Source organism: Clostridium sulfidigenes (assembly GCF_052067195.1).
Classification (GTDB): Bacteria; Bacillota; Clostridia; order Clostridiales; family Clostridiaceae; genus Clostridium_J; species Clostridium_J sulfidigenes.
Genome location: NZ_JBQHQR010000001.1, coordinates 24808 through 38531 on the forward strand (window position 1 = coordinate 24808; position 13724 = coordinate 38531).

Here is a 13724-nt window from a genome sequence, read left to right on the forward strand (position 1 = left end):
TTTTATCCATACAATACCTGTAAAATAAATAATAAATAGACAATTAGAAAAATACAATTAAATAACAGGAAGGGGATAACCATGAGGAGGAAAAATAGAAAAAGTGGAATTGTAGTTATCATAGCAATAATATTAATAGGTCTTTTTGCATACGCTGGTCTTTATGGGGTGAATTTAGGTAATTATAGAATCAAAACCTTTGGAAGTAGTATTGATAAAGGTCTTGATTTAGTAGGAGGAACTTCTCTTTTAATGGAGATAAAGGAGGAGAAGGTAGATCAAGCTGTTATAGATAGAACTATAGAGCTTATTTCTATGAGAATAAATAAAGATGGAGTAAGCGAAATTCCCATAACTCAAGAAGGCGAAAATAGAATTAGAATAGAAATACCGGGAGAGTTTGATACAGATAAGGTTTTAGACACCATTGGTAAAACTGGTGAATTAACCTTTGAAGGTCCAGATGGAAAAGTAATTTTAACTGGTAAAGAGGTTAAGGAAGCAGGAGCATATATATCTCAAGATAATAAGTATGTTGTTAATCTTGAATTAAATGAAGATGGAACTGCAAAATTTGCGGAAGCAACTAAGACTTTCTTAAATAAAAGTATAGCTATAAAAATGGATGGTGAAGTTTTAACTAATCCACAAGTTAATGCTGTTATTAGTGATGGAAAGGCAATTATTGAAGGTATGAGTTCTTTAGAAGAGGCAAATTCCATTGCTAGTATCATAACTTCAGGAGCTCTTCCAGTAAAAATAGAAGCTACTTCAGTTAAAACAGTAGGACCAACTATTGGAGCTGAGGCATTATCCCTTAGTAAAAAGGCAGCAATGATTGGTATAGCTTGTATAATACTATTTATGGTTGCATACTATAGAGTTCCAGGAATAATTGCTTCTGTGGCTATAGTTTTATATGTAAGTTTATTACTTGTAATATTCTCTCAATTTGGAGTAGTATTAACTTTAGCAGGTATAGCAGGGTTAATTCTTACCATTGGTATGGCTGTAGATGCTAATGTTCTCATATTTGAAAGAACTAAGGAAGAGTTAAGATTAGGTAAATCTATAAAGACTTCTGTTGAAGCTGGTTATAGTAGAGCATTATCGTCAATTTTAGACTCTAACATAACTACAATTATTGCAGCACTAGTATTATATTTTCTAGGTTCAGGTTCTGTTAAGGGATTTGCAGTAACGCTACTTATAGGTATTATTGTAAGTATATTTACTGCCTTATTTGTTACAAAGTTTCTACTCAATAATGCTGTAAATGCAGGTTGGATAAATAAACCATCATATTTTGGCGTGAGAGAAGGAAAAAAACATGAATTTACTAGTTTAAAAATAATAGAAAAGACTAAAATATGGTTTGCTATATCAATTATTATAATTGCTATTGGAGTTGGATTTATAGCAACTAAAGGTTTAAATTATGGTATAGATTTCAAGGGTGGTACATTAATTACTTTAGATATGAATAAAGAATTCAATAAAGCAGATATAAATAATATTATTGATAAGTATGCTAAAGATAAATACTCTACCAAGTTAGCTGATGAAGGAAAAGAGATACAAATTATTGTTCAAGAAGGGGTATTAAATGAAGAAAAGACTAATGCTCTTATTGATGAAATAAAAGAAAAGTATTCATTAGAAGATAGTGCACTTATTGGCAAGGAAAGTATAGGAGCTACTGTTGGAAATGAATTAAAGAAAAAGGCATTGTTAGCATTAGGAGTAGCATCTATTGCTATGCTTATATATATCACTGCTAGATTTGAATTTAGCTATGCAGCAGCATCTATTATAGCTTTACTTCATGATGTGTTAATTACAATTTCTTTCTATGCTATATTTGGAATTCAAGCCAATTCACCATTTATAGCAGCTATTTTGACTATAGTAGGATATTCTATTAATGATACTATTGTTATCTTTGATAGAATAAGAGAAAATGTTAAGAGAAACAGAAGAATGGATCAATCAGAGGTTGCTAATATGAGTATAACAGAAACTATGACTAGAAGTATAAATACATCCTTAACAACACTTATAACTATAGTGGCAGTTTACGTTTTAGTGCCATCCATAAGAGAGTTCTCACTTCCACTTATAGTGGGAATTGCCTGTGGAGCGTATTCTTCAATATTTATAGCTTCACCACTATGGGTAATAATTAAAAATGCAAAGCAAAAAAAGAAAGCTAAAGTAGTAGCATAATATAAACAAAGTTCATGGCGAAAAACATTTTATCATGTTTTTCGCCATTTTTATAATAATTTGTTTGTAAAATTGTCAGTTTTAAATTATAATATATTTGTTTTCTATAAATAGATTTCTTAAACTCCATAATATGTACAAGTAATATGGAGTTAGAAGTTTTTTGTTCAAGGAGAATGTGATCACTGAAATATATGATGAAATTATAAGGGATCAAAAAACTACTCATGGAACTAATTTGGAGGAGCGCATATGGAGTATAGTATGAATAGGAAAGATAATGATCCGTTTCTATTAGGAAATATGAAAATTGCATTAAACAGAATTGTGAAAGCTATCAATGAGAGAGAAAAGATAGTTATATATGGCTATCATGACTTTGATAGCGTATGTGCCATATCTCTTCTTATGTTAGTATTACGATATGTAAATAGTGATGTAGAGTATTATATACCCAGTGTATATAGAAATGATAGAAATTTAAATAAAGAAGATATAGAGAATAATTTATTATGTCTTGGAGCAAATTTAATTATAACAGTTGGTTGTGGAGTTAAATCTAAAGCAGAAATACAACTTTGTAAGGAAAACAACATAGATATAATTGTAACGGATTATCATAATCACATAGTAGAGGATAATAATTGTATAACAATAAATACCTATCAAACAAATTGTAATTATCCTTTTAAGGATTTTACAGCTTGTTCCCTTACATATAAATTCATAGAAGTTATAGCTTCTTATTATAAGATAAGTTGCACACAAAAGTATTTAGATTTAGTAATGATGGGTATAATTACAACAGAGATAGAAATAGAAGAAGAGAATAAATACTTTGTAGAAGAAGGGTGCAAAAAATTAAAACAAACTAATAACTATGGAGTTAGGGCGTTGATAAGAGAACATGAGCGGAATTATGGTGGTATAATGAAGTTTTATGATGAAGGTATTATAAAGCTCTTACCAAAGATGATTTCCAAGAATAAGCTAGATAATGCAAGAATAATTGTTGAACTTTTTACTACTAATGATAGTTATAGAGCAAAGCAAATATCAAAATACTTATATAAAGAGGTTATGATGAGTTTAGAATAGAATAATATATATAAGCATTTAAATATACATATTTTTTAAAGTATTGCATTAAATATCAAGGTTAATATATAATTTAATTATGGTAAAGATGTGTTTGGGTAAAGGCTTTAGGAGGAGTAGAAAATGAATTTAAAGGATAAAGTTAGAATAATAGAAGATTTTCCGAAAAAAGGTATAAGTTTTAAAGATGTAACTACTTTACTTCAAGATAGAGAGGCATTAAGAGAGTCAATAGATGTTATTGCCAATCATTTGAGGGATAAAAAAATTGATATAGTAATAGGACCAGAGGCTAGAGGGTTTTTATTTGGAGTACCAGTAGCTTATGCTTTAGGAGCTGGTTTTGTGCCAGTTAGAAAACCTGGTAAATTACCCTATGAAACTATTAAAACTTCCTATGATTTAGAATATGGAAGTGATGCGTTAGAAATTCATAAGGATGCTATTAAAAAAGGTCAGAGAGTAGCAATTGTTGATGATTTACTTGCTACAGGAGGAACCGTAGCTGCTGTTGCAAAGCTTGTTGAGGAATCAGGTGGAGAAGTTGTAGCCATAGACTTTTTAATAGAGCTAACAGAACTTAAAGGTAGAGAAAAAATAGCACAATATGATATTATGTCTGTTATAGACTATCCATTTTAGAATTGAACATAAATTGCAATAATTTGGGTTATAGTATATAATTATTACTGAGTTTAAATAGGTGGCTGGTTCATTAACCAGCCTTTAATTTTAGGAGTGTATTACAATGATTGATAAATTGATAGAAAAAATTAATAGTAATTGTCACAATGTAGATATCAATTTTGTAAATAAGGCCTATGAATTTTCTGTAAATGCCCATAAAGAACAAAAAAGAGAGTCAGGAGAGCCTTATATTATTCATCCTTTAGAAGTAGCTTGTATTTTGGCTGAACTAGGACTTGATACCTCTACCATAGTGGCAGGTCTTTTACATGATGTAATTGAAGATACAGAATATACATATGAAGATGTTTGTAACATCTTTTCTATAGAAGTGGCAGATTTAGTAGAAGGGGTATCTAAGCTAGGTAAAATAAAATATAAGTCAAAAGAAGAACAACAAGCAGATAATGTTAGAAAAATGCTTCTTGCTATGGCTAAGGATATAAGAGTAATACTTATAAAATTGGCTGATAGATTACATAACTTGAGAACGTTAAAATACATGCCAGAGAATAAACAAAAGGAAAAGGCTAAGGAAACTCTAGATATATATGCTCCATTAGCTCATAGATTAGGTATATCAAAAATAAAGTGGGAGCTAGAGGATTTAGCATTAAGATACTTAAATCCAACAGAATATTATGACTTAGTAAAGCTGATTTCAGATAAGAGAAATGAAAGAGAAGAGCAAATAAGTCATATCATATCACAACTTAAATTAAATCTTAATATGGGTGGAATTACAGCAGAAATAGAAGGTAGACCAAAGCACTTCTATAGTATTTATAGAAAAATGATAAAAAGTAGTAAAACCATAGATCAAATATTTGATCTTACAGCAGTGAGGATATTAGTAGATGATATTGGAAATTGCTATGCTGCATTGGGAATAGTACATACTATGTATAAGCCTATACCGGGCAGATTTAAGGACTATATTGCTATGCCTAAACCTAATATGTATCAGTCACTTCATTCAACGGTAATAGGACCTTTCGGAAAACCATTTGAAATACAAATTAGAACCTTTGAAATGCACAGAACTGCTGAATATGGTATTGCAGCTCACTGGAAATATAAAGAAAGTGTTCAAGATGAGGATAAATCTCTAGATTCAAAGCTATATTGGCTTAGAGAAATGCTAGAATGGCAAGGAGAGACTTCTGACGCAGAAGAATTTATGGAAGGCTTTAAGATAGATTTATTTTCAGATGAAGTATTTGTTTTTACTCCAAAGGGTGATGTTATAAATTTACCAAATGACTCTACACCTATAGACTTTGCCTATGCTATCCATACTGCAGTAGGTCATAAGTGTGTTGGAGGTAAGGTAAATGGGAAGATAGTACCTCTAGATTATAAGCTCAGAACAGGGGAAATTGTAGAGGTAATTACAGCTACTAATTCAAAAGGACCTAGCATTGATTGGCTTAATATAGTTAAGAGTAATCAAGCAAGGAGTAAAATTAAACTTTGGTTTAAAAAGGCAAATAGAGAAGAGACCATAGCAAAGGGAAAAGAATTAGTAGATAAAGAGTGTAAGAAGCAAAATTGTATATTTTCTCAAGTAATTAATGAGGATATTATTGAGAAAATTATTAGGAGATATAACCTAAAGAACATGGATGATTTATACCATGGTGTAGGCATTGGAGACATAAACCCTAATAATATGATAAGCAAGCTAAAGGATGCTTATGATAAAGAGAGCTCTAAGCAGTTAAAACTTGATGAATTAAGGCTAATTCATGAGGAAAAAAGTAAAAAACAAAAGAATAATACTTATTCTGGAGTTACAGTTAAGGATATGTCTAATATTCAAGTAAGATTTGCAAAATGTTGTAGTCCTGTATATGGAGATGATATTATTGGATATATTACAAGAGGCAAGGGTGTATCTATTCATAGAAGTGACTGTAAGAATGTAATTAACTTACAGGATAAAGAAAGCCACAAAATAGTTGAAGTAGCTTGGGGAAAAGAAAATAAAGATAAATATATTGCTGACATAGAAGTAATAGCTGAGGATAGATTAGGTCTTCTTACAGATATTATAGAGATACTAGGGCTTGTAAAAGCTAATATTTTATCAATAAGTGCTGTAACAAATAAAAAAAATACAGCAGTTGTAAGCCTAAAAATAAATATTTCTAGTATAGAGCATTTAAAGGATATTCAAACTAAACTTAAGAAAATCAAGGATGTTAAGGATGTCTATAGAAAGAAACAATAAAAAGGAGTGCTTAATATGAGAGCTGTTGTACAAAGAGTTAAATCTTCAAAGGTTGAAGTAGATAATAAAGTTATTAGTGAAATAGGAAAAGGAATTAACTTACTTGTGGGAATAAGTAAGGAAGATACTAAAGAAGATATAGATTATATAGTAAGAAAAGTTCTTGGAATGAGAATTTTTGAAGATGAAGATGAGAGAATGAACTTTTCACTTCAAGATATAGAGGGGGAGCTATTAATAATATCCCAATTTACTCTATATGGTGATTGTAGAAAGGGCAAGAGACCTGACTTTATGAAGGCACAAGGTGGAGATGCTGCTAGAGAATTATATAATGAACTAGTAGAAGCCTTTAAAAAAGAAATACCTAATCTTCAAACTGGGGAGTTCGGAGCTGATATGAAGGTTGAAATTATAAATGATGGACCAGTAACACTTTTATTAGAGAGTAAGAAGGATTTTTAAAATTTTAAGAAATATATGGCATTTTGAGGTGATACTATGATTATAAAAAGAATGATGGCAGGAGTTTATGCTGCTAACTGTTATATATTATTTGATGAAGAAACAAAGGAAACTGTAGTTTTAGACCCAGGTGGAGACATAGATGATGTATGTAAAGCTCTTAATCAACTAGAGGCTAAGGTTAAATATATCATATTAACCCATGGTCACTTTGATCATACTACAGGGGTAGATGGATTAAAGGCTGAAACAGGAGCAACTGTAGCTATGGCTAAAGAAGATAATGATATGATTTTAAATAATATAATGTATTATGGACCACTTATTGAAGGAGGAGCAGAACTTTTATTAAAACATGGTGATATATTAAAGTTTGGTAATTATAAAATAGAAGTTTTAGCAACACCAGGACATACACCAGGAGGAATAAGTCTTTTAGTAGATGGAAATGTGTTTACTGGAGATACTCTATTCAAGGGATCTGTTGGCAGAAGTGATTTAGCTGGTGGAGATCACAATGAGCTTATAACAAGTATAAAAAATAATTTAATGCCTCTTAGTGATAGTGTGGCAGTTCACCCAGGTCATGGACCAAGTAGTACCATAGGCCAAGAAAGAATGGAAAACCCATTTCTATAGGTAAAATTAAACTGTATATTGGGTTATAAGAAGGTAATTTGAAATAAGGATTTGATAAATATGACAAAGGATATGAAGTCTATAAAAGTAAAGCTAAGTAATATGAATTTTAGATATGATGTATTTCTTATGATAAATCTATTTTATAGTTTTATTAATATAGAATTTGTAAATGAGGAATTTGACTTATCTATAGATATAGATGAAGAAACGGGAAGTATTATAATTGGAGGAACCGAAGGATTCTTTAATTATAAAATCAATAGAAATTATAAGCTTTCAGAGGAAGTTAAAAAGTCCTTATTCATATATCTTAGAAATATCACTGGTAAGGTTCTTCCATGGGGAACTTTAGTTGGGATAAGGCCTTCTAAAAAAGCACTAGATCTTTTAGAAAAAGGATATAGTGAAGAAGAGGTAATAAAAGAATTTAAGGATAGACATGAAACTAGCAAGGAGAAGACAAAACTTTGTATTGATGTAGCTAAGTACGAAAAAAGTGTAGTTAACAAAGATAAAGATACTATAAGTATATATGTGGGTATGCCCTTTTGTCCAACTAGATGTGTTTATTGTTCTTTTACCTCAAATCCTATAGGCGGAAAATCAGCTTTAGTTAAAGACTATCTTAATGCTATTACCAAGGAAATAAAAGCTATAAGTAAATATGTATCTGAAAAGAATTTAACGATTGAAAGTGTTTATTTTGGAGGAGGAACTCCTACTTCTGTAAATGATGAAGAATTTGAAGATATAATGAATAAGATATATAAGTGTTTTGTTGAAGGTAAGGGTGTTAAAGAATTTACAGTAGAATGTGGAAGAGTAGATAGTATAACAGAAAGAAAACTTCAATCTATGAAAAAATATAAGGTTCATAGGATTAGCATAAATCCTCAAAGTATGAATGATGACACTTTAAAAAACATTGGTAGAAATCATAGTAGTAAGGATGTAGAAAATTGCTTTAATCTAGCACGAAGTCTAGGCTTTGATAATATAAATATGGATATGATAGTTGGGCTTCCAGGAGAAGAGCTAAGTCATATAAATAGAAGTTGCGAAGAAATACTTAAACTAAATCCAGATAGCGTAACTATACATGGTATGTCTATTAAAAGAGGCTCTAGACTACATGAAAATCTAGTTAATAAGGGACAGTTTACTATTCCTAATCAACATGAGTTAAATGCTATGTATGAAGCTACAAAAAATCTTTCTTTAGATTTAAATATGAAACCTTATTATATGTATAGACAAAAAAATATGGTAGGTAACATGGAGAATGTAGGCTACTGTAGAGATGAAAAAATATGTATATATAATATTCAGATGATAGAGGAAAAGCAAACTATTATTGCTCTTGGAGCAGATGGAGTTTCAAAGGTTGTTTTCCTAGATGAGAATCGAATAGAGAGATTTGCAAATGTTAAGGATGTAAAAGAGTATAATAGTAGAATAGACGAGATGATAGCTAGAAAGATAGAATTACTCAATACTCTATATTAAAACAATTATGTACATAGGTTTTAAAGAAAAATTCATTTGGGTAATGATATTATAATATATTTTAGACTTAATAAGTAAATAGGAGGAATTTAAATGGGAGAATCACTTAATGGACTTAAAAGAACCATTATGTGTGGTGAAGTAAGAGAATCAAATATCTCTGAAAAAATCACTGTTATGGGTTGGGTCCAAAGAAAAAGAAATTTAGGAAGTTTAGTTTTTGTAGATTTAAGAGACAGAACTGGATTGTTACAAGTTGTATTTGGTGAAGAAATAAATAAAGAAGCCTTTGAAAAAGCTGATTTAGTTAAATCTGAGTACTGCATAGCTGTTACTGGAGAGGTTATAAAAAGAGAATCTCCTAATAAAAATTTACCAACAGGAATGGTAGAGCTTAAAGGGGAAAGTATTAAAATACTTTCAGAATCAGAAACTCCACCTATATATATTAAAGAAAACTTAGATGCTGGTGAAAATATAAGATTAAAATATAGATATTTAGATCTTAGAAGACCAGATATGCAAAAAATATTAATGATTAGACATAAAGCTGGAAAAGTAGTAAGAGATTATCTAGATGAAAATGGATTCTTAGAAATGGAAACACCAATGCTTACTAAGAGTACTCCAGAAGGAGCTAGAGACTACTTAGTGCCTAGTAGAAATTATCCAGGAATGTTTTATGCATTACCTCAATCTCCACAAATATTTAAGCAATTATTAATGGTTTCTGGATATGATAAATATTTTCAAATAGTTAAATGTTTTAGGGATGAAGACTTAAGAGCTAATAGACAACCAGAATTTACGCAAATAGATTTAGAGATGAGCTTTGTTGAAATGGAGGATATCATAGCCCTAAATGAAGGTCTTTTAAAAAGAGTATTTAAAGAAGTTATAGATGTAGATGTACAACTTCCAATAAAGAGAATGCCTTATGCAGAAGCTATGAATAAATATGGTAGTGACAAGCCAGATTTAAGATTTGGTATGGAGATACAAAATATTACTGAAGCAGTAAGAGGTACAGATTTTGCTGTGTTTAAAGGAGCCATTGAAAATGGTGGTTCAGTAAGAGCTATTGTAGCTAAAAACTGTGCAGACATGGGTAGAAAGAAAATTGATAAACTAGGTGAGTTTGTTAAAACTTATAAAGCAAAAGGTCTTGCTTGGATAGCTTATAAAGAAGGAGAAATAAAATCTCCAATAGCTAAATTCTTCTCAGAAGAAGATATGGCTAAATTATTAAATGCTGCTGGAGCAGAAGTAGGAGATTTAGTTTTAATAGTTGCAGATGTTGATAGTGTAGTACTTCAATCTCTTGGAGCTTTAAGATTAGAACTTGCTAAGGAACTTGGAATCTTAGAAGGAAACAAAGAATTTAACTTTGTATGGATTACTGAATTCCCAATGTTTGAATATGACGAAGAAGAGAAGCGATTCGTAGCTCTTCACCATCCATTCACAGCACCTATGGATGAAGATTTACAACTTCTAGAAACAGATCCAGGAAGAGCTCGTGCTAAGGCTTATGATATAGTATTAAATGGAGAAGAACTTGGTGGAGGAAGTATAAGAATTCATGATACAAACCTTCAACAAAGAATATTTAATCTTCTAGGCTTTACTGATGAAAGTGCGTGGGAAAGATTTGGATTCTTATTAGAGGCATTCAAATATGGACCACCACCACATGGCGGACTTGCATATGGTTTAGATAGAATGGTAATGTTCCTTGCAGGAACTGATAACATAAAAGACGTTATTACCTTCCCTAAAAATCAAAATGCTTATTGCCCAATGAGTGAAGCACCTAATGTAGTTGATAAAAAGCAATTGATTGACTTAGGAATAGAAGTAAGTAAAGTAGAAAAATAATTTAATAGAAGATTTTATTATTATAGAGAATAATAATAAGCTATATGGACATAATAACTTCATAAAACTATTGATACTTAGTGATTAATATTTATTTTACAATTGCAATTTAATTACAATTGCTATATAATAATACTAAAGAATATTCTGCTGTGTGCGTGGAAATGGTTTATGTTGAGCCAACATTTAAACGTTGTGGCTGATGTTCTCATTATGGAGTGTTGACTGACTATTTTATAGTCGGTACCAGAAGTAGTGAGGCGATTCCACCCCTGGTAGACAGGGTTCAAATACATCATGAATACGGCACAGTGGGTATCAATAGTTTTAATATTAAAGAGTAAATACTTTGTATTTACTCTTTTTTTTACATCCATGGATATTATTAAAAAAGTTAAGAAGAAAGTGAAACACTGGAGGGAATATAAATAATAGAATAGGTAAAAAAATTATAAGTCTATTGAATAAAAGAGTATACGTATAAATTAAGTTGGTTACATAATTATAGCGAATTTGCATAATAGTTATTAAATACCTAAGTATTGTGATTTTATAGCAACTACTTCTTAAAGGTGGTATAGCAATCTAAAAATTTATCTCTATTAGCGTTATCACCTAGACCTTCATAACATTCCGAAAGAAGTTTATATACATTAGAATTAGTTGCATCGATAGATAATGCTTTATTTAATAGAAGTATTGAATCGTCATATTTTTTTAGATACATTAACTTTGATACTCCCTTTATTATATTTTCAAGAATCTTTGTGTCTTCAGTAAGATTATTTAATCTATAGATTAGTGAATTAATTTTGTCTGTAGTAAATGGCTTAAGTAAATATTCAACAGCTCCCAATTTAGTACAATCAACAGCATTTTTAACTGTTGGGAAAGCTGTCATAATTATTACCGTAGAAAATATTCCATCTTCCCTAATTCTTTTCAATACTTCAGTGCCACTTAATGTTGGCATTTTAATATCTAAAAAGATTAAATCAAAGGGTTCTCTAGATAATATTTCTAATGCCTCTAATCCATTTAGAGCTTCAGTGACAATGTATTCATTCAGCTCTAATGATGTTTTTAATAATTTTCTTATATTTTTAGTATCATCAACTACAAGTGCTTTTTTCATAGTACCTCCTAATTATATGGAATAATAATTGTAAATGTTGCCCCTTCACCTAAATCACTTTCACATGTTATTTCACCATTGTGAGCAGCTATTATGTCTTTACATATCCAGAGACCAAGACCAGAATTATTTTTAATGTCTTTATTAGTTAATTGAGTATATTTATCAAATATTTTTGTAGTATTATCCTTTAAAATTCCAACACCAGTATCAGTTACAGTTATATTTAATTTATTATCTTTTAAGAATCCTCGTATAGAAATTAAATCGCCATCCTTGCAGTGTCTAATGGCATTTATTGTTAAATTATTAAGTACCCATACTAATTTTTCACCGTCACAGGATAATGGTTTTACATTTATATCTACATTGTATTCAAGAATAATTCCACTATAATTTGCGATACCCTTGTTACTAGAGACTGAGGCTTTTATCAAATCCTCAATGGAATTATACTCTTTATTATAAATCTCAGTTGAAGATTCCAGTTTCGATAATAAAAGCATATTTGAAACAAGTAAGTTTAATCTTTCGCCATCTTCCTTAATAGTGGTTAATATTTTTCTTTGTTCGTAACTTAAATCTCCTAATTTACTACTTTCTAGTAGACCTGTACCAATCATAATTGAAGTTAATGGAGTTTTAAATTCGTGTGAAATTGTTGCAAAGAAATCCTTACTAGTTTGCTCTATTTCTTTTAAGTGTGTTACATCCTTTAATAAAATTACATAGCCAACTTGAAGATCTTCCTCTTTAATTTCTTTAATTGATATATTGTAATAGAGTATATCTCCATTTTTGTTTTTTAGAGTGATAATATTCAAAAAATCCCATTGACAGTTATTCAATGTTATATCATAGATAACTGAAAAAAAACTTCTATCATTAACCAAATGAGTTAAATATCGTCCTTCTGGTTTTTCATCGCTAATATCAAAGGCATCAATAAAATTTTCGTTAACCATGGTAACTTTATAATCTTTATCAATAACTACCATTGGAGAATCTATGCTTCTTAATATGGAGTTTGAATTATTTCTTTCTTTTAATATTTGACCTAGTGTGCTTTTTTCAAAACTTTCAATTCTTTTTGCCATTAAGTTAAATTGATTTGCTAATTCTCCAAGTTCATCTTTTGTTGTTATTTCCAATTCTTTATATGCAGAGTTAGTTTTTATATCTTTAATAGCATCAATGATATTATTTAATGGGTATAATATCTTTTTAAGAAGATGTCTTGATAAGAAAAATGAAATTAATATTGAAGCTAAAGTAAAAAGTATTGTTGTATTTATTATAATTTTAGTTTTATTTTCAACTCTAGCTTTTGAATTAATCATCATAGTTTCATTTAGACTACTTATATTATCTAGAGTCTTTACAATTGTATCATAATTAACTTTAATTTCATCGAAGAAAAAATTATACCCTGATACTTTACCATTATTTTGAATAATTTCAGATAAGGTAAAAAAATTCTGGCTATATTGAAGATAGTAAGTATCAAGACTATTTACATATTCCATTTCTCCATCTTCAGTTATATTATTTTTTTCAAAGTAAAAGTTATCTAAAAATAAAGAGTTATTTTTAGAATATTCAGCAAGACCTTCTTTTTTATCACCAGATATGTAAAGAAATAAGCTCTGTTGTTGATTATAAAGTGCATCTTTCATATTTTCAACAGATTGAATACTTTTATAATTGTTAGTTAAAAGTCCATCTATATCATTTGAAATTGTAATTAAATTTCTAACTGAAACTAATCCTAGCAATGACATTGCTAGGATTATAACAATATAAATAAGTGATAGTTTTCCATTTAAGGTTTTAACCATAGTTTTTCCTCCTTAA

10 protein-coding genes and 1 other RNA gene are annotated in these 13724 nt (G+C 29.6%); 9 read left to right on the top strand and 2 right to left on the bottom strand.

The features are described from left to right. Positions 1–81 precede the first annotated feature (81 nt). The 9 genes from secD (at position 82) to ssrS (ending at position 11056) form a co-directional block, all read left to right on the top strand. Positions 82–2226 (top strand): protein translocase subunit SecD, encoded by a 2145-nt coding sequence (gene secD / locus ACTNBA_RS00130; protein WP_441071582.1) that lies wholly within the window; start codon positions 82–84, stop codon positions 2224–2226. Between the two features lie 252 nt (positions 2227–2478). Further along, complete coding sequence (locus ACTNBA_RS00135) at positions 2479–3324, top strand: DHH family phosphoesterase (RefSeq protein WP_441071584.1); 846 nt, start codon at positions 2479–2481, stop codon at positions 3322–3324. A gap of 123 nt (positions 3325–3447) precedes the next feature. Next, positions 3448–3966 (top strand): adenine phosphoribosyltransferase, encoded by a 519-nt coding sequence (locus ACTNBA_RS00140; RefSeq protein WP_035134477.1) that lies wholly within the window; start codon positions 3448–3450, stop codon positions 3964–3966. A 106-nt stretch (positions 3967–4072) separates the two neighbouring features. Then, a complete protein-coding gene (locus tag ACTNBA_RS00145) occupies positions 4073–6244 on the top strand; it encodes a RelA/SpoT family protein (protein WP_346898030.1) in 2172 nt (723 codons plus the stop codon). A 15-nt stretch (positions 6245–6259) separates the two neighbouring features. Continuing rightward, positions 6260–6709 (top strand): D-aminoacyl-tRNA deacylase, encoded by a 450-nt coding sequence (dtd, locus tag ACTNBA_RS00150; protein ID WP_346886308.1) that lies wholly within the window; start codon positions 6260–6262, stop codon positions 6707–6709. Positions 6710–6745: 36 nt separating this feature from the next. Then, entirely contained in the window at positions 6746–7348 is a 603-nt protein-coding gene (locus ACTNBA_RS00155) for an MBL fold metallo-hydrolase (protein WP_441071587.1), read from the top strand. A gap of 60 nt (positions 7349–7408) precedes the next feature. Beyond that, complete coding sequence (locus ACTNBA_RS00160; RefSeq protein WP_441071589.1) at positions 7409–8857, top strand: coproporphyrinogen III oxidase; 1449 nt, start codon at positions 7409–7411, stop codon at positions 8855–8857. A 93-nt stretch (positions 8858–8950) separates the two neighbouring features. Beyond that, positions 8951–10735 carry an aspartate--tRNA ligase gene (gene aspS, locus ACTNBA_RS00165; RefSeq protein ID WP_441071591.1) on the top strand — a complete coding sequence of 595 codons (1785 nt, stop codon included), beginning with the start codon at positions 8951–8953 and terminating at the stop codon, positions 10733–10735. A 141-nt stretch (positions 10736–10876) separates the two neighbouring features. Next, positions 10877–11056: non-coding RNA, 6S RNA (gene ssrS / locus ACTNBA_RS00170), on the top strand. Positions 11057–11294: 238 nt separating this feature from the next. Here ssrS and ACTNBA_RS00175 read toward each other — a convergent pair. Further along, positions 11295–11870, bottom strand: a complete 576-nt coding sequence (locus ACTNBA_RS00175) for a response regulator (protein WP_035134488.1) — start codon at positions 11868–11870, stop codon at positions 11295–11297. Between the two features lie 8 nt (positions 11871–11878). Beyond that, a complete protein-coding gene (locus tag ACTNBA_RS00180) occupies positions 11879–13708 on the bottom strand; it encodes a sensor histidine kinase (protein ID WP_441071593.1) in 1830 nt (609 codons plus the stop codon). Positions 13709–13724 lie beyond the last annotated feature (16 nt).

Excerpts from the sequence above, each read along its gene's own strand:
- secD (WP_441071582.1), top strand. The coding sequence starts at position 82 with ATGAGGAGGAAAAATAGAAAAAGTGGAATTGTAGTTATCATAGCAATA.
- ACTNBA_RS00135 (WP_441071584.1), top strand. The coding sequence starts at position 2,479 with ATGGAGTATAGTATGAATAGGAAAGATAATGATCCGTTTCTATTAGGA.
- ACTNBA_RS00140 (WP_035134477.1), top strand. The coding sequence starts at position 3,448 with ATGAATTTAAAGGATAAAGTTAGAATAATAGAAGATTTTCCGAAAAAA.
- ACTNBA_RS00145 (WP_346898030.1), top strand. The coding sequence starts at position 4,073 with ATGATTGATAAATTGATAGAAAAAATTAATAGTAATTGTCACAATGTA.
- dtd (WP_346886308.1), top strand. The coding sequence starts at position 6,260 with ATGAGAGCTGTTGTACAAAGAGTTAAATCTTCAAAGGTTGAAGTAGAT.
- ACTNBA_RS00155 (WP_441071587.1), top strand. The coding sequence starts at position 6,746 with ATGATTATAAAAAGAATGATGGCAGGAGTTTATGCTGCTAACTGTTAT.
- ACTNBA_RS00160 (WP_441071589.1), top strand. The coding sequence starts at position 7,409 with ATGACAAAGGATATGAAGTCTATAAAAGTAAAGCTAAGTAATATGAAT.
- aspS (WP_441071591.1), top strand. The coding sequence starts at position 8,951 with ATGGGAGAATCACTTAATGGACTTAAAAGAACCATTATGTGTGGTGAA.
- ACTNBA_RS00175 (WP_035134488.1), bottom strand. The coding sequence starts at position 11,870 with ATGAAAAAAGCACTTGTAGTTGATGATACTAAAAATATAAGAAAATTA.
- ACTNBA_RS00180 (WP_441071593.1), bottom strand. The coding sequence starts at position 13,708 with ATGGTTAAAACCTTAAATGGAAAACTATCACTTATTTATATTGTTATA.